The organism is Vreelandella sp. L-25 (assembly GCF_056857535.1).
In genome coordinates, this window is sequence record NZ_JBSXNH010000079.1 from 85165 (window position 1) to 104368 (window position 19204).

17 protein-coding genes are annotated in these 19204 nt (G+C 58.6%); 9 read left to right on the plus strand and 8 right to left on the minus strand.

The features are described from left to right. Positions 1-63 precede the first annotated feature (63 nt). From AC13CN_RS13420 to AC13CN_RS13435, 4 genes are all read right to left on the minus strand, one after another. Positions 64-3252 (minus strand): efflux RND transporter permease subunit, encoded by a 3189-nt coding sequence (locus tag AC13CN_RS13420; protein ID WP_483053206.1) that lies wholly within the window; start codon positions 3250-3252, stop codon positions 64-66. Continuing rightward, positions 3252-4529, minus strand: coding sequence for an efflux RND transporter periplasmic adaptor subunit (locus AC13CN_RS13425; protein WP_483053207.1), 1278 nt, complete (start codon positions 4527-4529; stop codon positions 3252-3254). Before AC13CN_RS13425 ends, AC13CN_RS13420 begins: the two co-directional genes overlap by 1 nt. A gap of 65 nt (positions 4530-4594) precedes the next feature. Further along, positions 4595-6055, minus strand: coding sequence for a TolC family outer membrane protein (locus AC13CN_RS13430; protein ID WP_483053208.1), 1461 nt, complete (start codon positions 6053-6055; stop codon positions 4595-4597). 149 nt (positions 6056-6204) lie between these two features. Then, complete coding sequence (locus AC13CN_RS13435) at positions 6205-8160, minus strand: sigma-54 interaction domain-containing protein (RefSeq protein ID WP_483053209.1); 1956 nt, start codon at positions 8158-8160, stop codon at positions 6205-6207. A gap of 292 nt (positions 8161-8452) precedes the next feature. Here AC13CN_RS13435 and AC13CN_RS13440 point away from each other — a divergent pair, with 292 nt between their 5' ends. Genes AC13CN_RS13440 through cynS form a run of 4 tightly spaced genes read left to right on the plus strand, consistent with a single transcriptional unit; the run spans position 8453 to position 12137 of the window. Then, positions 8453-9877 (plus strand): CmpA/NrtA family ABC transporter substrate-binding protein, encoded by a 1425-nt coding sequence (locus AC13CN_RS13440; RefSeq protein ID WP_044627893.1) that lies wholly within the window; start codon positions 8453-8455, stop codon positions 9875-9877. A 2-nt stretch (positions 9878-9879) separates the two neighbouring features. Continuing rightward, the gene (gene ntrB, locus AC13CN_RS13445) at positions 9880-10737 is read left to right on the plus strand and encodes a nitrate ABC transporter permease (RefSeq protein ID WP_044627894.1); all 858 of its coding nucleotides are present in this window, start codon (positions 9880-9882) and stop codon (positions 10735-10737) included. A 10-nt stretch (positions 10738-10747) separates the two neighbouring features. Beyond that, on the plus strand, positions 10748-11704 hold the full coding sequence (locus AC13CN_RS13450; RefSeq protein WP_058576934.1) for an ABC transporter ATP-binding protein: 957 nt from the start codon (positions 10748-10750) through the stop codon (positions 11702-11704). Next, entirely contained in the window at positions 11697-12137 is a 441-nt protein-coding gene (gene cynS / locus AC13CN_RS13455) for a cyanase (protein ID WP_044627896.1), read from the plus strand. Before AC13CN_RS13450 ends, cynS begins: the two co-directional genes overlap by 8 nt. Before the next feature lie 206 nt (positions 12138-12343). On the opposite strand, the gene AC13CN_RS13460 is transcribed toward cynS, so the two are convergent. Continuing rightward, entirely contained in the window at positions 12344-12688 is a 345-nt protein-coding gene (locus AC13CN_RS13460; RefSeq protein ID WP_058576936.1) for a sigma factor-like helix-turn-helix DNA-binding protein, read from the minus strand. Positions 12689-12812: 124 nt separating this feature from the next. On the opposite strand from AC13CN_RS13460, the gene AC13CN_RS13465 reads away from it, so the two are divergent. After that, a complete protein-coding gene (locus AC13CN_RS13465) occupies positions 12813-13124 on the plus strand; it encodes a YqfO family protein (RefSeq protein WP_044627897.1) in 312 nt (103 codons plus the stop codon). A gap of 6 nt (positions 13125-13130) precedes the next feature. On the opposite strand, the gene AC13CN_RS13470 is transcribed toward AC13CN_RS13465, so the two are convergent. Beyond that, entirely contained in the window at positions 13131-13688 is a 558-nt protein-coding gene (locus AC13CN_RS13470; RefSeq protein WP_058576937.1) for an NUDIX hydrolase, read from the minus strand. A 93-nt stretch (positions 13689-13781) separates the two neighbouring features. Between AC13CN_RS13470 and AC13CN_RS13475 the strand changes: the two genes are divergently transcribed. Genes AC13CN_RS13475 through AC13CN_RS13490 form a run of 4 tightly spaced genes read left to right on the plus strand, consistent with a single transcriptional unit; the run spans position 13782 to position 17316 of the window. Further along, positions 13782-14453 (plus strand): CoA pyrophosphatase, encoded by a 672-nt coding sequence (locus AC13CN_RS13475; RefSeq protein WP_058576938.1) that lies wholly within the window; start codon positions 13782-13784, stop codon positions 14451-14453. After that, a complete protein-coding gene (locus AC13CN_RS13480) occupies positions 14450-15118 on the plus strand; it encodes a 2OG-Fe(II) oxygenase (RefSeq protein ID WP_044627900.1) in 669 nt (222 codons plus the stop codon). The genes AC13CN_RS13475 and AC13CN_RS13480 overlap by 4 nt, the downstream gene beginning before the upstream one ends. A 3-nt stretch (positions 15119-15121) precedes the next feature. Further along, on the plus strand, positions 15122-16651 hold the full coding sequence (locus tag AC13CN_RS13485) for a PAS domain-containing sensor histidine kinase (protein WP_058576939.1): 1530 nt from the start codon (positions 15122-15124) through the stop codon (positions 16649-16651). Further along, entirely contained in the window at positions 16651-17316 is a 666-nt protein-coding gene (locus tag AC13CN_RS13490; protein WP_058576940.1) for a response regulator transcription factor, read from the plus strand. The genes AC13CN_RS13485 and AC13CN_RS13490 overlap by 1 nt, the downstream gene beginning before the upstream one ends. Before the next feature lie 7 nt (positions 17317-17323). Here AC13CN_RS13490 and AC13CN_RS13495 read toward each other — a convergent pair whose 3' ends face one another. Beyond that, positions 17324-18289, minus strand: coding sequence for a L,D-transpeptidase family protein (locus AC13CN_RS13495; RefSeq protein ID WP_089675367.1), 966 nt, complete (start codon positions 18287-18289; stop codon positions 17324-17326). Between the two features lie 353 nt (positions 18290-18642). Next, positions 18643-19065 (minus strand): OsmC family protein, encoded by a 423-nt coding sequence (locus tag AC13CN_RS13500; protein ID WP_044627904.1) that lies wholly within the window; start codon positions 19063-19065, stop codon positions 18643-18645. Between the last annotated feature and the right edge of the window lie 139 nt (positions 19066-19204).

Consider the following 19204-nt stretch of genomic DNA (forward strand, 5'->3'; position numbering starts at 1 on the left):
GGCCCCCACACAAAAAACGGGCGCCCGGTTAAAGGGCGCCCGTCGTAGGCCTAGCAAGAACGCTTAAGCGTTATCGTGACCCAGCGCCGCCTGCTCATCCTCCTTGCGTTCAGGATGACGCTTGCGGTAGAGCCAATCCGATACCGAGGCAATCATGGCGTAGAAGCTGGGAATAAACAGGCTGCCCAGAATCGCCACTGACGCCATACCCATCGCCACTGTGGTACCGATATGGTGGCTACTCACGTCACTTGCGCCGGTCGCCAGGGCCAACGGCAAAGTGCCAAAGATAAACGCCAGCGAGGTCATGACGATAGGCCGGAAGCGCAGCTCAGCGGCGGTAATCGCCGCTTCGCGAATCGATTTACCCAGCTCTTTACGCTGCAGCTCGGCAAACTCGACGATCAGGATGGCATTCTTCGCCGCCAAACCGACGACCACCAGCATGCCGATCTGAACGTAGACACTGGTATCCAAACCGCGCAACACAATGCCACCGATACCGCCAAGGAAAGCAAAGGGCGTTGCGGTAAGTACCGCCAGCGGCAGCGACCAGCTCTCGTACTGCGCCGCTAGAATCAAGAACACCATCAGAATACCGAACACAATCGCAAGTGTTGCGGTATTACCCAGGTTGGACTCCTGATACGCCGTACCGGTCCAGCCCATGCCCCAGTTATCGCCCAGCGTCTCTTGAACCACTTCTTCCATAGCCTCGATGGCTTGGGCCGAGCTGTAGCCCGGTGCCGGGTTACCCTGGAACTGGGCCCCCGCGTAGACCCCAAACCGTGACACCACCGCAGGCCCCGTTTGGCGCTCAAGGGTCACGAACTCAGAGAGCGGGATACGCTCGCCATTACCGCCGCGCACGTAGACGTTGTTGACGTCTTCCGGCGTTTTACGGAACTCGTCTTCGTTCTGCAAGTACACCTGGAAGTTACGGTTTTGGTAGCTGAAGTAGTTCACGAACCCGTTACCAAAGGTGTTCGCCAGCGCCGAATTGATATTCTCAAGCGCGACGCCGTAGCTGAGCGCTTTTTGCTGGTCGATCTCCGCCCGGTAAGAGGGCACGTTCACGTTAAACGTACTGAACACTCGGTTAAGCACAGGGTGCTGATTCGCGGCCTGCATGATTTTCAGCGAAGCTTCATACAGCTCACGGGTGGAGGCACCATCGAACGACTGCAGGTAACCGGTGAAACCACCCGTGGTGGATAGCCCCATGATCGGCGGCACGTTGAAGGCCATGGCCGAACCACCGTCGATGCTGGCACCCAGCTGCATGATACGGCCCACCAGCTCGTTGGCAGTGAGCTCACGCTCCGCCCATGGCTTCATGTTGATGAACATGATGCCGCGTGCGGTATTCACCGCGCTGGACAGAATGTCATAGCCCGCCACCGCAGAAGAGTACTCGACCCCTGGAATCGCTTCGATCTGCTCGCTCAGCTCCGCCATGTATGCCTGGGTACGGCTCAGCGAGGCAGCATCCGGCAAGGAGATACTCGCCAGCACGATCCCCTGGTCGGTCTCGGGCACCAGTGTCGAGGGCGTGTTGGCGTAGAGCCAATAGGAGCCCGCGCCCACTGCCACGGTGAGCGCCAACGCCAGCACCCAGAAGCGCACCAGCTTCTTGACGAACCACATGTACACGGCGGTAAAACCGGCAAAGAAGCGGTCGAACAGACGCAGTGGCGTGCTGATGGCACGCCTAAAGGCCGACTGCTTGGAATGGTGCAAATTGTGTTTGATAAAGATCGCCGATAGCGCCGGGGTAAAGGTCAACGCCATCAGCGCCGACAGCGCCACCGAAATGGCCACGGTGATCGCGAACTGCTGATAGATTTGCCCAGTAAAGCCACCCAGGAAGGCTACCGGCACAAAGACCGCCGCCATAATCAGCGAGGTAGCAATAACCGGCCCACCGACCTCTTTCATAGCGCGAATAGTCGCATCCCGAACGCTAATATCGTCCTCTTCGCTAAGTACCCGCTCAACGTTTTCCACCACCAGTATCGCGTCATCCACCACGATGCCTATCGACAGCACCAGGGCAAATAGCGTCAGCAGGTTGATCGAGAAATCGAACAGATAGAAGCCCGCAAAGGTACCAATCACCGACACCGGCACCACCGACATCGCGATGACGGTAAAGCGCCAGTTCTGCAGGAAGATAAACAGAATCACGATAACGATCAGGAACGCTTCAATAAACGTCTTGATGACCGTTTCCACCGACGCGTCGATAAACAGCGTGGTGTCGTAAGGGGTTACGTACTCAAGCCCCGGCGGGAAGCGTTCAGCCAGATCTTCCATGGTCGCCCGAACCGAGTTGGCCGTCTCCAGCGCGTTGGCGCCCGGCTGCTGGTTGATGATGATGGGCGTCATGGTCGCGCCGTTCAACCGCGCATCCACGCCGTAGAAAGAGGCGCCCAGCTCGATCCGCGCCACGTCTTCCAGGCGCAGTGAAGAGCCATCGGCATTGGTGCGCAGGAAGATGTTACGGAAATCATCCGGGCTGGAAAGACGCCCGCCAGCGGTAATGGTGTAGGTATAGGCACGCGGCTCGCTCTGGGGCGTCGCGGCAAGATTACCGGCCGGAATTTCGGTGTTCTGAGCGCGAATGGCACTGGCCACTTCGCTCGGGGTCAGGTCGTACTGGGCCAGTTTGTCGGGATCCATCCAGATCCGCATGGCAAACTCGCCACCGCCAAGTACCTCGGCGTTACCCACCCCAGGTACTTGGCGCAGCTCATCGAGAATATTGAGCGTGGCGTAGTTCTGCATGTAGATCTTGTCATAATCACCGCTCTGGGAGGTCAAGGCCACCAGCATCAGGATCGAGTCTGACCGCAGCTCGACGGTCACCCCCTGAGACTGGACGGCTTCGGGCAGCTGCGACAGCGCCCCCTGAACACGGTTATTGACGTTGATCGTATTGATGTCGCCGTCCGTGCCGATGTTGAACGCCACGCTCAGGCTCATGGTGCCATTATCGGCGCTGTTGGAGGTCATGTAGAGCATGTCCTCGACGCCGTTGATGGCTTCCGCCAGGGGCGCGGCCACGGTTTGTGCCACGGTCTCCGCATCGGCACCGGGGAACTGCGCTTGTACCGAGACCGTAGGCGGCACCACGCTGGGATACTGCTCGATGGGCAATATCCGCATCGCCATCGCGCCTACCAGCGTCAGGATAATCGCCAGCACCGTGGCGAATATCGGACGACTGATAAAGAAGTTAGAGAAATTCATTATTGGGCACCCTCTTCCCCTTCCGCGGGCGCATCACCGGCGCCTTCGGACATCTCGGCAGCCGCTTCGGCCTGCTCCTGCTGCTCCTGCGCTTCGGCTTCTTCCACGTCATCGACCAGCTGTTCTGCATCGCCATCGAAACGCACCGGGTCGATCTCCATGCCCGGCTCGATACCCGCCGGGTCACCTACCACAACGCGCTCGCCAGGCTCCAGGCCATCCAGGATGATCTGCCAGGGACCAGCCACATCGCCCAGTTGAACCGTCCGCTCACGCGCCTTGCTTTCGTCGTCCAGCACGAAGACACGAGGGCCCATCAACCCTTGGGTAACGGCAATTTCAGGCACCGCCATGACGTCGAAGCGCTTCAGGCCTTCAAGGCGTACGCGCACGAACTGGCCCGGCAGTACTTCCCCGTCAGGGTTGTCGAACGTGGCCGATGCTTGCACCGTACTGGTGCCGGCATCCACGCGGGAACCGAGGAAATTCAGGCGGCCCGCCAGCTCACCACCGGCGCTACCCGCTAACCCGGGCACGCTGAGATGGGCGGTAATGGAGGACATGTCACCGGCGCTGTCGGCCAGCTGACGACGCAGCTCGAAGGCATCACGCTGGGGTAGCTGAAAGCGCACTTCCAGCGGATCCAGAGGCGTGATCGTGGCAAGCTCGGTGCCCGACGCCACCAAGTTGCCCACGTTGATCTGGCTCAAGCTGATCATGCCCGACACGGGCGCGGTGACGTTGGAGTATCCCAGATCCAGATTGGCACTGGTGAGTGCGGCTTCCGCCTGTGCCACGCTGGCCTGCGCAACCCGCTGCTCTGCCAGCGCCTGGTCGTACTGCTGGCGGCTGACCGAGTTCTGGCTCAGCAGCTGCTCGAAACGCTGCGCATCCCGCTGGGCGCGTGCCAGCTCTGCCCGGGCGCTCTGCAGGTCTGCTTCACGCTGGTTCACCGTGGCCTGGTACAAGTCCGGCTCGATGGTGTAGAGGCGATCTCCCTCCTCGACCATTTGCCCGGGTTCGAAGTGGCGCTCTTCCAAAAAGCCGCTGACGCGTGCCACGAGCGTCACTTCAATATCGCTGCGCAACAGCGAGGGGTAGGATTTATCCAGCGGTATGTCCCGACGCGCTATCTCAGTGACCTCCACCGGGTGGGGCGGCGCTTCCTGCTGCTGGCTTTGCTGCTCCTGTGGCTGCTCCTGGCCACACGCCGTGAGCGCTAACGCGGCGATCAGCGTCACTAGACTCGCTCTACCTAAGTGAATCACTCTTTTCATGCGTCGAATTCCCATTCATTTTTCTAAACATTGACCGATCGCCAAGAAGGCATGCACAGCGTACGTCAGGCACCTGGAGTGGGCGGTGCACCAATATCCATTGCACGCTGATACGCGTCGGGCTCATTGCTTTCCGGTAGGATAAAGTGGATGTCCTCGCCCGTGAGCCACGCGTTCACTTCTTCGATGGCCTCGACATCGAGCAGCCCTGCCTGCTGACGCAGCGACAGCAGATTCACGACATAGTCGTAACGCGCCTCGGCATAATTGGCGATGGCGTTATAGAGACTTTGCTCGGCATTGAGCACGTCGACGATATTGCGCGTACCCACTTCGTAACCCGCGCGGGTCGCTTCCAGCGCGCTGCGGTTGGACACGATGGCCTGCTGGCGCGCTTCGACCGTTTCGACGTTGTTGCTGACCTGGGTATAGAGCGAGCGAACCTGTTGAATCGTAGTGCGGCGCTGAGACTCGAAGTCGTACTGACTGGCCTCCAGGCTATAGGTGCTTTGGCGGATCTGCGCGGAGATGGTACCCCCGGTGTAGAGCGGCATGGAAGCACGCAGCCCCAATTGGCTATTGGAGTCATTGCCGATCAGTTGGTCCTGATCACTTTCGAAATACTGGTAGTTAGCGAAGGCTTCCAGCAGCGGCAGACGCTCGGCACGCGACAGCTCAACCTCGCTATGCGCCACCTCGACCCCGGCGTCGGCCAACAATACCTGAGGGCTATTGTCCATGGCCAGCGCGACCCAGGCGCCGCGCTCCCTGGGCTTGGGCACATCGATGAGCAACTCCCCGGCCAGGCCCTCGATGCTTGCGTAGCGGCGCCCGGTGAGCTGCTCCAGGGCCTCGAAGTTGACCTGCATGGCACTCTCGGCGGCGATACGCTGGGCGCGGGCCAGATCAAACGAGGCCTCCGCCTCGTGAACCTCGGTGATGGCGATCAGGCCTACATTGAAGCGCTCGCGCGCCTGCTCGAACTGGCGACCGATGGCAGCCTCCTGGGCACGCCGTGCCTCCAGGATATCGTAGGCCCGCAGAATCTCGAAGTAGGCCTCGGACACGTCGAACAGCAGTTGCTGGCGGGTCACCTCCAGCGACAGTGTCTGCTGATCGAGCTGACGCCGGGCGCGGTTGAGCCGCGCGCTGCTGGTGGCATCGAACAACGCCTGCGAGGCATCGAGATTCAGCCTGGTGCTACTGTAATTATTGTCGGTGCCGAAGCTGCTAGCACCGATGCTATTACCACCAAAGTTGAAAAGCTGACGGGAATAGATGCGAGTATTGCTGACGCTGGCGTCGGTGTTGACCTGGGGCAGCAGGGCGCCACGCTCGACGTCAGTGCCGGCCTCGGCGGCCAGCAGCTGGGCACGCGCCGCGGCCAGAGTGGCATCGTTTTGCAGCGCATCGCGGGCGATGGTCACAAGATCCGCCGCTTGAGCTGGCAGGATAAAAGAAGACGTGAGCACTGCTAACAACAGGGGGCGAAAGGGGGCATTGACTGCCCAGTGTGCTAGTCGCATGGGATTGCCTCTAGGTGTCAACGTAAGACGGCGCAGCACGGCACCATTATGAAAGAGTGGCATTATAGTTACATTCATGTATGTATGCTAGCCTTGAACTTGGCGAATTTGTGTGTACAAAGTGCCTGCCCAGCCCAGCACCTTTTACCTTAGTCCAATGCACCGTTGGCAGGGGGCTTTTTACATTCACGACGCCTGAATCGACGCGGGTCGATGCCCCACTTTTGCAACCGGGAGGCCAGCGTCGTCGGTTTGACGCCCAATAGCTCCGCCGCCCCACCCGCGCCAGAGATCTTGCCCTGTGTCGATGCCAACGCCTTCAGCACGTTGTCCCGCTGGTGCTGCTGTAGCGCCTGTTCGGTCATCGGTGTCTCGGCAAGAGGCTCGGCGCCCTTGTCACGCTCCGCCATGACCTGCCCCGGCACACTGGGCTCCGGCGGCAACAGGTCGTCGAAGCAGAGCCGGCGGTCCTGGGTCACGATCACCTGTCGTTCGATGACGTTTTCGAGCTCGCGGATATTGCCAGGCCATGGGTAGAGGGTCAGCAGCTCCAACTGAGCCGGAGGAATACGCACGCCCGGCTTGTTGAACTTCAAGCAGGCGCGGTGCAGAAAATGTCGTGCCAGCAAGGGCACATCCTCGATGCGCTTGCGCAGCGGCACTGAATCGATGGGAAACACGTTGAGCCGGAAATAGAGATCCTCTCGGAAATGCCCGGCGTCGATCATCTCTTTCAAATCACGGTTGGTGGCCGCAATCACGCGCACGTCCACCTCGCGGGTGCGGTTGTCCCCCACTCGCTCGAACTGCTGATCCTGCAATACGCGCAGCAGCTTGCTCTGCAGCTCCAGCGGAATTTCTCCTACCTCGTCAAGAAACAGCGTGCCGCCGTGGGCCAGCTCGAAACGCCCCGGACGATCCTGCATCGCTCCGGTAAAGGCCCCTTTGACATGGCCAAAGAACTCGCTTTCGAACAGATCTCGCGGTATGGCGGCACAGTTGACCCGAATCAGCGGCCGGTCGCTGCGCCCACTTCCGGCATGAATGGCCCTGGCAATCAGCTCCTTGCCCGTGCCGGACTCACCGCTGATCAAGACGTTGGCCCCGGTCGGCGCCACCATGGCAATCTGCTGGATCAATTTGGCCACCGCCGGGCTGTTGCCGACGATATTGCGGTGGTTCACTTCGGCCTTAATCTCTTCTTGCAGGTACTGGTTCTCAAGTTCCAACCGGCGTTTGAGCGACTCCACCTCTTCCAGCGCATCGCGCAGCTGCTGTTCGGCGCGCTTACGCTCGCGAATATCGCGAAACAGGACCACCGCTCCCACTAATCGGCCCATTTCAAAAATCGGTGTGCTGGTGTACTCCACGGGAATGGCCTCGCCATTTTTATGCCAGAACACTTCGTCATCCACATGGTGCACCTGGCCATCGCTAAACGAGGCGTGAATAGGGCACTGCTGTACCGGAAAGTGGCTACCATCGGCGTGGGTGTGGTGAAACATTAAATGCGCATCATGACCCACCATATCCTCGGTGCTCCAGCCGAGAATGCGCTCAGCGGCTGGATTAACGAAGGTCGTTTTACCCTCCGCATCCAAGCCGTAAATACCCTCCCCGGCGGCGCTTAGAATCAGCTGGTTCTGCTTTTCGATTCGCTCGAACACCTGCTCGACTCGCTGCCAACCCACCTCCCCCTGGCGGTGCTGGCGGCTAAGCTCCGCCTTAGCGCGGCGCTGCTCGGCTTTATTGCGATCAATCACCGTCAGCAACAGCTTTGAGGAGTCGTGTAAGCGTTTCCCATAGACCTCAACATGGCGAGGCTGGCGCACGCTATCCAGCAGCACCAAATCATCCGACCATCCTTGGCCGGTGGTCAGCACCTCATCGGTAAAGCTGACCCATAGCGGCAATGAAGCGCTTAAACGGTGGCTAAAAGGGGTCGTAAGCGGCTGCTCATGAATCAGCAGCAGTTGGCACGCCGCTGTATTAGCGTCAATTAACCGGTCGCTGAGCGGGTCAATAATCACCATGGCCAGCGGCGTGTGGTGCGCCATCAGCGTTAAGGTCGGGTGAGCATCATCTTTCAGGGTGGCAGCGTGCATCGCAGGCTCCTCATTTGCCAGCAGGATGTCGCTTACTCCATACAAACAACGGGCCAATCACGAACTTTCGTTATTTAAACAACGAAATATCGTTATTAACGAAATTTCGTGAGTTTTTGCTATTCAAAAAATGCCGCCAACCAAAATAGTAAACATTTGATTTTATGCAATTAAATCCAAAACAAGACGTTATGGCACGTAAGTCGCTATCTACTAAGTAGCGCCGCAGGGAAACGTTTCGCACCAAGACGGCGCAGTCTAAAGCCCTTTTGCTCCTGTGAGGTGAACGTCCATGAAAGAGAACAACGACCCCAGCAGTCTTGGCAACCCATTCGATCATCGCCAATCACTGATTCACGGACGGCAGTGCGATTGCCATCAGTGCTCCCCCTCCCAACCCAACAGTGCTAGGTCCCCGCATCAGCCAAACGCAGTGGCACCATCGTTAACGCCAAGCAACGCCGATGACGTCATGGATCGAGTGGTCGAAAGCGCCTTAGTGCGCGGCATGTTTGGCCATAGCGACATGCACCGTCGTCAGTTTATGAAGCTGGTGGGCGGCGGCACCGCCGCCGCGGCGTTAGCGAGCCTATTTCCCCTAGATTCGATCAAAGCCGCCGTCAAAGAGAGTTTAGGGCCGCTTGAGAAAACCCAGCTTAATGTCGGCTTCGTTCCCATTACCTGCGCCACGCCCATTATCATGGCCCACCCCATGGGCTTTTATGAGCGCTACGGCCTGGATGTCTCGGTCATCAAAACTGCTGGCTGGGCGGTGGCGCGGGATAAATCTCTCAACCGCGAATACGACGCGGCGCACATGCTAACGCCCATGCCGCTGGCCATGACCCTCGGTGCAGGCTCGACCCCTGAGCCGTTCATTATGCCTGCGGTAGAAAATATCAACGGCCAAGCCATTGTGCTGCATAACGACCATCTGGATAAGCGCGACCCGCAGCAGTGGAAAGGCTTCATCTTTGGCGTGCCGTTTGAGTACTCCATGCACAACTTCCTACTGCGCTACTACGTGGCCGAGCACGGCCTGGACCCGGATCAGGACATTCAGATTCGCGTGATTCCGCCCCCCGAAATGGTCGCCAACCTTCGGGCAGGCAATATCGACGGCTTCTTATCCCCCGACCCGTTCAACCAGCGCGCGGTGTTTGAGCGCATCGGCTTTATTCACCTGCTGACCAAAGAGATTTGGGACGGCCACCCCTGCTGCGCCTTTGCCACCAGCGCCCGCTTTGCTCGCGAAAACCCGAACACCTACGGCGCGCTGCTGCGGGCGATTATCGATGCCACCCAGTACTCCTCCGACCCCGCGAATCGTTCAGAAATCGCCGAAGCCATCGCACCCACGAACTATCTCAACCAGCCTGTCACCGTGATTGAGCAGGTGCTCACCGGGCGCTTTGCCGACGGTTTAGGCGGCGTACAGAACGTGCCCGACCGCATCGATTTCGACCCCTTCCCCTGGCACTCCATGGCGGTGTGGATCCTGACGCAGATGAAGCGCTGGGGCTATATCGAAGGCGACGTGGATTATCAGCAGATTGCTCGGGATGTGTACCTGGCCACCGACGCTCAAACCGTGATGCGTGAGCTTGGCTACGAGGCGCCGGAAGAGACCGCCCGCAACTACCAAATCATGGGTAAAACCTTTGATTACACCCAGCCTGAAGCGTACGTCGACAGCTTCGCGATTCGGAGGGGTTAACCATGGACCGCACCACTACCGAGTGGAAATTAAGCCTAAACGTTCGTGCCACCATTCTCGCCGTTATGCTGCTAGTCGTGGGCCTGGGCGTTTGGGAAGGACTAAATCAATCGCCTCTCATGGGAGGAGGCGCCGAGCTGAGCGAGTATGAGCAGCTGCTGGCCGGGGCCGATGAGAGCGCTAAAGTACCGCCGCCCTCGGAAATCGCCGTGAAAGCGTGGCAGGAGCTCTCTAACCCCTTTTACGATGCAGGTCCCAACGACAAAGGCATTGGCATTCAGCTGGGCTATTCGCTGTATCGCGTGCTCAGCGGCTATTTGCTGGCCGCGCTGGTGGCGATTCCCATTGGCTTTTTGATTGGCATGTCGCCGCTGGCGTACAGAGCGCTCAACCCGTTCATTCAGGTGTTGCGGCCCATCTCCCCGCTGGCCTGGATGCCGCTGGCGCTGTTCATCATTCGCGACTCTGAAGCCTCTGCCATCTTCGTGATCTTTATCTGCTCTATTTGGCCCATGCTGCTCAACACGGCCTTTGGCGTGGCAGGCGTACGCAACGACTGGGTGAACGTGGCCCGCACCCACGAGCTTTCATCGCTGCAAACGGCCTTCAAGGTGATTCTGCCTGCGGCCGCACCCACCATTCTGACCGGCATGCGGATCTCCATTGGCATCGCCTGGCTGGTTATTGTGGCCGCCGAGATGCTGGTGGGCGGCACCGGCATTGGCTACTACGTCTGGAACGAGTGGAACAACCTCGATTTAACCAGCGTGATCTTCTCCATCCTGATGATCGGCGTGGTGGGCATGCTGCTGGATATGTCGCTTGCCTATATTGCCCGCTTTGTCACTTACGCCGAATAAGGAGCCGACCATGAGTCATGCTTTTGTAGAGGTACAAAAAGCCGCCAAGCGCTTCCCCGGCGCCAGTAAAGAGGCGGAACCGCTGACGGTGTTCGAGAACATCAGTTTTCAGCTCGAGAAAGGCGAATTCGTGTGTATCATCGGCCACTCTGGCTGCGGTAAATCCACCATTATGAACGCGCTCGCCGGGCTGGATCAGTTCTCCGAAGGCTCCATGGTAATGGAGAACAAAGAGATCAGCGGCCCTGGCCTTGAGCGCGGCGTGGTGTTCCAAAACTACAGTCTGCTGCCCTGGCTCACCGCGTTGGAAAATGTTCGTTTCGGCGTACGCGCCCGCTGGAAAGCGTGGAGCGATCGTGAAGTCACCGACCACAGCATGAAGTACCTGGAAATGGTCGGCTTGAAAGAGGTGGTAGACCGCAAGCCCTCCCAGCTCTCTGGCGGTATGCGCCAGCGGGTGAGCATCGCCCGGGCGTTTGCCACCAAACCCAAACTGCTGCTGTTGGATGAGCCGTTCGGCGCGCTGGATGCGCTGACCCGGGGCGTCATTCAAGACGAGCTGATCAAAATTTGGAGCCAGGATCAGCAAACCGTGTTCATGATCACTCACGATGTGGACGAAGCGATCTTACTGGCCGACCGCATCTTCTTAATGACCAACGGCCCCCAAGCGCGTATCGCCGAAGCGGTGGAGATTGACCTGCCAAGGCCCCGCCAGCGGGCAGAGATCGTCAAGCATCCGCACTTCTACACGATTCGTAACTACCTGGTCGATTTCCTGGTGAACCGCTCCAGCGAGCTACGCACCCAGGAGTTCGACGAACAAGGCCTGCGCTATCCCACGCCGGTCAACCCGGTGCAACTCGAGGATGCCGAGGCCACCACTGATTCAACCCCGGCATCCCCTGCCACCGAACCCCAAGAAAACCTAGTGAAGTTCACTCCCAAGGAGATCCGTCATGGATAAGCTCGAAATGCGTCATACCCTGCTGGCTGCCAAAGCCCGTAAAAAAATGAGTTGGGACGACATTGCCAGCGCTGTGGGCATGTCACCGGTGTGGGTTGCCTCTGCGTGTTACGGCATGAATAGCGCCAGTGCAGATGTCGCCCATAAGCTTTGCGACGTTCTAGAAGTAGAGAGCGATGTGGCCACCGCGCTCACGGCCTTCCCAACAAAGGCGTGGGATGAAGCCATCCCCCAAGACCCCTTCATCTACCGCCTGTACGAAGTGGTCGGCGTATACGGCGAGACACTGAAAGATGTGGTGCAAGAAAAATTTGGAGACGGCATCATGAGCGCCATCGACTTCACCATGGAAGTGGACAAAATCGAAGACCCCAAGGGCGACCGCGTGCTGCTCACCTTGAACGGCAAGTTCCTGCCTTATAAATCCTGGTAAGCCGCCTGGGCACACCCCGCCCTGCTGCCACGCCAGCGCCTGTCGATGAGACAGGCGCTGGCGTTATGGTGCATAGAGTGGGCGGCATTTGCAGCAATGGGTATTAGTATTAAAGCGAGTGACGCTGCGCCAACAGCGCCATGTAGCGCTGATACGCCTCATGGTACGCATCAGATGTTTGCCAAAGCGTTCAAGCGGCAGGCTAGTCACGCGCCGGGTGATCGAGCAGTCCACCACCTCGCCACGTCGGCAATCGCTTTGAACAAACGCTGCGAGAGCATGGCCTCTTTTTCCGCCAGCGACTCCGCCACCACGGGGGCAGGCAATAAAAAACGCTCCCGCAGCGCGCTGCCCAGCGCCATACAGGTGGAAATGGGGTGATCGATATGCACTTTCACCAACCCCTCTTGGCGCGCCAGGGCTAGTAAGCGTTGGACGCCAGGGCGTGAGACGCCAAGCTGAGTGGCAATCTCATCCTGGGTCATGCCGCCCACATAGGACATCCAGGCGGCCCTGGCTGCTTGGTCGAGCTTTACTTCAAACTTATCCATGGGTTGGTTCGCCGCTTATATTGAAAAACGCCATCATACAAAGCCTGCGCCAAGACCAGTAGTGTGCTATCCGCTAACATTGGCAGTACAGCGTTACGTCATTACCCAAGGGAGGCCTCTGATTATGTATAAGCTCGCGTTTTTTGTTCCCATTGAAAGTGCTGAAAGCGTTAAAAACGCCGTATTCGAAACCGGCGCGGGGCGGATTGGCGATTACGAACACACCTGCTTTCAAACGCGTGGTACTGGCCAGTTTCGTCCCCTCGATGGTGCAGAGCCACATATTGGTCAGATCGGTAAGCTGGAAACCGTTGAGGAGTTCAAGGTCGAGCTGGTCTGCGCCGACGAGCATATTCAGGCCGCTATTGCCGCGCTCAAACTGGCGCATCCCTATGAAGAAGTCGCCTACGACGTATGGCAGCTTGCCGACCTATAGAACAAGCTAGGCGCTACCCACATAGCGCTCGCGATCTTCAGGCGTGATTTTGCTGATATGCAGCGGAAACACGGCGTTTTCGCGGTCGGCAAAGTAGTGGCGCAGCGTGCGCTCGATGGTGGGGAAGGCCAGCGCGTCCCAAGGAATCTCGTGTTCCTCGAATAGCGCCACCTCCAGGCTCTCTGGCCCGGCACCAAAGCCGCCCACCAAATCCGCGCGAAAGATCATATAGACTTGGTTGATATGCGGAAGATCGATCAGCGTGTACAAGTCGCCCAGCGTGACCTCAGCGAAGGCTTCCTCCCAGGTTTCCCGCGTGGCGGCCTGCTGGGTGGTCTCGGCGTTCTCCATGTACCCCGCCGGTAGCGTCCAGTACCCTTTTCGAGGGGAGATCGCTCGCTTGCAGAGCAGCACTTTGGAGCCGCTCACCGGCAGCGTACCCGCCACAATGCGCGGATTCTGGTAGTGAATGGTACCGCAGGCATCGCACAGGTAGCGGGGGCGATCGTCTCCCTCGGGAACGGCAAACCGGACTTTCTCACCACACTGACTACAAAAGTTCATCGCGTTTTCTCTACGGCTGGTGGGTCGAGGCATCAACGTGCTTGACGATGATCACCGTGGCTGGGTAAAAGAGAGCAAAGTAAAGAGACTCCTATGTTAGAGAAACTGCGCAAACGGCTGCAACAGCATACCCCTCAACGGCTAGACCATGTAGCACTGCCGGAAGCTGCCGTGCTCATGCCGATTGTTGAGCGCCCTGCCCCCACCCTACTGTTTACTCGCCGAGCCAGCCACTTGAATACCCACCGTGGCCAAGTCGCTTTTCCTGGCGGTAAACGTGAACCGGGTGACGCTGATCTATACGCCACGGCGTTGCGGGAAGCAGAAGAAGAGATTGCGTTAGCCCCTGGCCTGGTACAGCCCCTGGGGCGGCTGTCGGACGTCATTTCGCTTCACGGCATTCGCGTGACGCCCTGGGTGGGTATTATTCCACCGGATCTACCGCTGGTGGCAGACCCAGCGGAGCTGGACGCTATTTTTGAAGTCCCGCTCAGCCACTTTTTAGACGACCAGCGCACCCATACCGATGTGATTACCGTCGATGGCGTCGCCCACTATGTGCCCAGCTATCACGTCGATGGTCACGTGATTTGGGGATTATCTGCCATGATGTTGGTGGAGCTGTTGGCCGAGGGTTTTGGAATGGAGATTGACCTTTATCAGCGCCCGCCCGGCGCCCTACGCCACTACCCCGAACGACGCACCCCCACAAGCAGTCGCTCGGCCAAAGCCGAACGCGCGCCCGTTACGAGAATCACGAAATGATCGCTTTATCTGAACTGGACTCTCCCGCCCTTGACCCGCAAGCCCATTTGGAGCTGGTCGACGCGCTGGTGGAACAAGGTTGGTATGTGGGGAAAGGGGTGATCGACTCGGCTCTGTGTCAAGCGCTGCACCGCGAGATCCACCACCTCGCCGAACACGACGCGCTGGATGAGGCTGGCATTGGCCGAGGCCAGCAGCACCACTTACGTAAAGATATCCGGGGTGATGCTATCCATTGGCTAGACCGAGAGAGCGACGCTCAGCGCCGATACCTGGATGCTATGGCAGAGCTACAGCAGTCTCTCAACCAAGCGCTATTTCTTGGCCTGTTTGAGTACGAAGCCCACTTTGCTCACTACCCTGCCGGAGCCTTCTACCAGCGCCACTTGGACAGCTTTCGCGGGCGGGCCAACCGCGTGATTTCCACCGTCGGCTATTTGAACCCCGACTGGCCGAGCGACGGCGGCGGTGAAATGGTGATTTATCACCCGGACGACCCAACCCTGGAAGTGGCCCGCGTGGTGCCCGAAGCCGGTACGTTTGCCTGCTTTTTATCGGAAACCATTCCCCACGAAGTGCTACCCACCCGCCAGCCTCGCGCTAGCATTGCGGGCTGGTTCCGCCGCAACGCATCCATGGGCGGCGTATTAGATCCTGCCCGCTAATTTATGAGCAATAAGAGAGAGGCAACCCTAGCAGCAAAATTGGCCACCTTAGAAGCGCGCAACGCCGCACTCGAGGAGGAAAAGCGCCACTATCAGTGGCTGGCCGAGAGCACCACCGACCTGATCTCCCGCCACGCCCGAGACGGCACGTTTTTGTATGCCTCTCAGGCCGCGCGGGAGCTGCTGGGCTATGAACCCGACGAACTCATCGGCGTCTCCGCGTATCAGCTTTTTCACCCAGCGGATTTGAACGACCTGCTCAACAAGTCACCGCGGGTTTACTACCACGACGGTTTCTATCAGCAAACCTACCGTTTCCGCGCCAAAGCGGGCCATTACGTATGGTTTGAAACCACCAGCCGCACCCGGCGGGATACAGAGACCGGCGAATTGATCGATATCCTGTGCGTCTCCCGAGACGTTGGACGTCGTATTGAGGCTGAAGCCACTCGCGAGCGTTTGGCGCAGGTGGTCGAATCCACCACCGACTACGTGCTGTTTTTAGGGCCAAACCAGCAGGTATTCAGCGCTAACGAAGCCGCTCGCCGCTGCTTTGCCTTGCCCAACGAAGCGTCTACTGCACTCAGTGAGCTATACCAAGCCGACTCGCTGCGCTTATTAAATGAGGTGGTATTTCCCGCCGTGGAGCGTTACGGCTCATGGAGCGGTGAGCTGGAGATGCGCACCGCAAGCGGCAGCGTGCCGGTGCTCAGTGTGGTACTGGCCCACCGCAGCAGGGGGGCAGAGCCTGGTCACTTTGCCTTGGTGAATCGCGATATTAGCGCCCGCAAAGCCGCAGAAGCCCAGGCGCGTCGCCACCAAGAGCAGATTGCCCACGCTAACCGGCTAGCTGCCGCAGGCGAACTTGCCTCCAATATCGCCCACGAGCTGAATCAACCCTTAGGCGCCATTGCCAACTACACCAGCGGCGCGTTGCTAAAGTGCCAGCAGCAACCCACGCCCCTCGCCAGCGAGCTTCAACTACCTCTAGAGCGCATCGACGAGCAGGTACAGCGCCTCGCCCAGCGTCTGCGGCATCTGCGCAGCTTCGTCCGAAAGCGTAGCCATCAAGTACGCCCACTGGTGTTGGCTGACGTAGTGACGGCCGCCTGCGGGCTCTGCGACTGGCAGTACCAACAGGCAGCGGTGGGTCTAACGGTAGAGCTTCCCGCTGGGCTGCCGCGGATCTACGGCGACGCGATTGCCTTGGAACAGGTCATCGTTAATTTATTGCTGAATGCGCTGACTGCCAGCCGTCGAGTGGTTGATGCCAAAACAGTGCGCGTCAGCGCACGGCGAAGCGGCCAGCGACAAATCACGCTAAGCGTGGAGGACGAAGGGCCGGGGGTCGACCCGAGGTATCAGCCCATGATTTTTGACGCTTTTTTTACCACCCGTGATGAAGGGCTTGGCATGGGGCTAGCCATTAGCCGCACACTGGTGGAAAGTATGGGAGGCGCCCTCTCCCTGCGCACCGACAGCGCTAAAGGTGCCTGTTTTGACGTATTTCTACGCACGGAGACCGACGTTTGATGCCCTCGGCTAATGCGCCTACGACTGCCTCTTCGCCCAAGACTAGCGCCATCGCGGTGGTCGATGACGACGACGCGCTTCGGGAATCGCTGGTGTGGCTATTGGAATCGGTAGGGCTCACCTCCCGCGCTTTCGCCAGCGGTGACGCCTTTTTAACCACGGAGCACGAAACCTTTGGCGCGCTACTGCTGGACGTTCGCATGCCGGGTATGAGTGGTCTTCAGGTGCAACAACAGCTCGTTGACCAGGGCAGCCGCCTGCCCCTCATCATGATGACCGGTCACGGCGACGTTCCCATGGCGGTGGCAGCATTGAAGAACGGCGCATTCGACTTTATCGAGAAGCCCTTCAATCATCAGCAGCTCATCGATGTAGTGCAGCAAGCACTCAGCCATACCGAACAGCAGCATCAACAGACCCAGGCACTGGCACGATTACAAACAGAGTTCGACGCCCTGCGCCCCAAAGAGCAGCGCATCGTGCAGCATGTTGCAGAGGGCATGACCAGCCGTGAAATCGCCGATCACATGGGCATCAGCGCCAAAACCGTCGAGGTGTATCGACTGCGGGCGATGAAGGCGATGGGAGCGGCCAATGTGGCCGCCTTAGTGCGTCAGGCGGTAGCGCTCTCGCTGGTCCCCGCGTTGCCGCCTGATGCCGAGTGAACATTGGTTAGCTAAGTGGCACGATCTGGCCGCTGGCTTCTTCCAACACGCGGCTCACCTGCTCGTAGTTGGCACGACCTTCCCCTTTATGCTCTTCGATCAGGCTCACCACGTTCAACAGCGTTTCCATGCCAAAGGCCTGCTCATCGGTCGCCGTGAACGCCTGAATGTAGGCCTCGCCGTCGGCTCCCCACCCCAGCTTGATCGGCGCATCGATGATGTTCACCTGTGTGCCCACTGGCACACGCCAGAAGACTGACTCGATATCCTCGGGGTACATGCGAATACAGCCGCGACTGGCGCGCATACCAATCCCGTCAGGTTGATTGGTGCCATGAATCAGATAACCGGGAATATCCAACAAAATGGCATATTGACCCAGCGGGTTATCCGGTCCAGGCGGTACGACCGCAGGCGGCGGGTCACCACGCTCGGCGGCCTCGCGGCGGATCGACTCAGGCGGGTACCATGCCGGATTTTCCAAGCGCATGGTGGTTTCGGTGATACCCAACGGCGTATTGTAGGCATCGCGGCCAATGCCGATGGGATAGGTTTCGACACGGGGAGCATGGCCATCTTCGGCCTCGGGGTAGTAATACATGCGCAGCTCGGCAACGTTGATCACGATACCAGTGCGAGGCTCGTCAGGAAGGATGAACTGCCCCGGAATGGTGACCTCGGTGCCTTCGCCAGGCACCCACAGACTCACGTCCGGGTTAGCCATGCGGATCTCTTCGTAGCCCACGTTATGCGCTCGGGCAATATCCAGTAGCGTGTCCTCTTCACTCGCAGTGACGGTATACACTTCGCCCACCATATTGCCCGACTCGGGCAGTAAAAAATGGCCTTTCGGCAGCTCAGTATCGTTGGCGATCGCGCTGGCTGTCATCAGCCAAGCGCCTAATGCCACAACACCGCCAGCCAAGCGCTGTTTCAATGGCTGAAACAGCCATGAAGGGTCTGTCAGGGTCATTGGAAAATCTCTCTATGTCGCTATCGCTCTACGGCGATCTTGATGACGATGAAAATGAATATGCACAGCCATAGGCAGCGGGTCAATTCGCCAGACTGTCGCAGCCGTTTAACCTTTATCTAGCATTTTCTTGATAACGATGATCTTCGCACCGAGCTCGACACCGAGATGAACAATAGCGAAGACAACGCTAACGAGATGCGCGACACAGAGCTAAGCAGTACTTTAACGAGTACATAGCAGCCATTGCTCGCAAAAAGGGCCTTGCCATTCGGCAAGGACCTTCTCGTATGTGAGTGGCGACAACGGTATACAACACGCTGCCAAGCGCTGCCCTAAGGCAGTGCCAGATATTAGCCTTTCAACTTGGCAGACATCGTGATATCGGCCTTGAGGACTTTAGATACTGGACAGTTGGCCTTGGCGGTTTCGGCGGCTTCCTGAAAAGCAGCGTCGTCGGCACCGCTCACGCTGGCTTCCACGTCCAGGTGAATGCTGGAGATATCAAAACCGGCATCGCTTTGCGACAGCGTGACTTTTGCCTGGGTATCGATGGCGTCGGCGGTGTAGCCTTTCTCACCAAGGATCATCGATAGGGCCATCGAGAAACAGCTGGCGTGTGCGGCGCCGATCAACTCTTCTGGGTTGGTGCCGGGCTCGCCTTCGAAACGCTGCTTGAAGGAGTAACCTGCATCCAGTACGCCGCTTTCCGTGGCGACTTTGCCTTGGCCATCTTTCAAACCACCTTCCCAATGTGCGCTTGCTTTACTATCCATTCTGTTCTCCTTTCCTAGGGTAGTGTGCTTCTCGCAGGATGAACGCAGGGTTACGTTCGGTGCTCATTCAGCGTAGCTGATTCTGAGCAGTGATTCTATGTGGCTGTCGAAACCTCTAAACCCCGACGATAAAACTGCT

Excerpts from the sequence above, each read along its gene's own strand:
- AC13CN_RS13495 (WP_089675367.1), bottom strand. The coding sequence starts at position 18,289 with ATGACCCTGACAGACCCTTCATGGCTGTTTCAGCCATTGAAACAGCGC.
- AC13CN_RS13485 (WP_058576939.1), top strand. The coding sequence starts at position 15,122 with ATGAGCAATAAGAGAGAGGCAACCCTAGCAGCAAAATTGGCCACCTTA.
- AC13CN_RS13440 (WP_044627893.1), top strand. The coding sequence starts at position 8,453 with ATGAAAGAGAACAACGACCCCAGCAGTCTTGGCAACCCATTCGATCAT.
- AC13CN_RS13460 (WP_058576936.1), bottom strand. The coding sequence starts at position 12,688 with ATGGATAAGTTTGAAGTAAAGCTCGACCAAGCAGCCAGGGCCGCCTGG.
- AC13CN_RS13430 (WP_483053208.1), bottom strand. The coding sequence starts at position 6,055 with ATGCGACTAGCACACTGGGCAGTCAATGCCCCCTTTCGCCCCCTGTTG.
- cynS (WP_044627896.1), top strand. The coding sequence starts at position 11,697 with ATGGATAAGCTCGAAATGCGTCATACCCTGCTGGCTGCCAAAGCCCGT.
- AC13CN_RS13480 (WP_044627900.1), top strand. The coding sequence starts at position 14,450 with ATGATCGCTTTATCTGAACTGGACTCTCCCGCCCTTGACCCGCAAGCC.
- AC13CN_RS13420 (WP_483053206.1), bottom strand. The coding sequence starts at position 3,252 with ATGAATTTCTCTAACTTCTTTATCAGTCGTCCGATATTCGCCACGGTG.
- AC13CN_RS13475 (WP_058576938.1), top strand. The coding sequence starts at position 13,782 with ATGTTAGAGAAACTGCGCAAACGGCTGCAACAGCATACCCCTCAACGG.
- AC13CN_RS13450 (WP_058576934.1), top strand. The coding sequence starts at position 10,748 with ATGAGTCATGCTTTTGTAGAGGTACAAAAAGCCGCCAAGCGCTTCCCC.
- ntrB (WP_044627894.1), top strand. The coding sequence starts at position 9,880 with ATGGACCGCACCACTACCGAGTGGAAATTAAGCCTAAACGTTCGTGCC.
- AC13CN_RS13470 (WP_058576937.1), bottom strand. The coding sequence starts at position 13,688 with ATGAACTTTTGTAGTCAGTGTGGTGAGAAAGTCCGGTTTGCCGTTCCC.
- AC13CN_RS13435 (WP_483053209.1), bottom strand. The coding sequence starts at position 8,160 with ATGCACGCTGCCACCCTGAAAGATGATGCTCACCCGACCTTAACGCTG.
- AC13CN_RS13490 (WP_058576940.1), top strand. The coding sequence starts at position 16,651 with ATGCCCTCGGCTAATGCGCCTACGACTGCCTCTTCGCCCAAGACTAGC.
- AC13CN_RS13500 (WP_044627904.1), bottom strand. The coding sequence starts at position 19,065 with ATGGATAGTAAAGCAAGCGCACATTGGGAAGGTGGTTTGAAAGATGGC.
- AC13CN_RS13425 (WP_483053207.1), bottom strand. The coding sequence starts at position 4,529 with ATGAAAAGAGTGATTCACTTAGGTAGAGCGAGTCTAGTGACGCTGATC.
- AC13CN_RS13465 (WP_044627897.1), top strand. The coding sequence starts at position 12,813 with ATGTATAAGCTCGCGTTTTTTGTTCCCATTGAAAGTGCTGAAAGCGTT.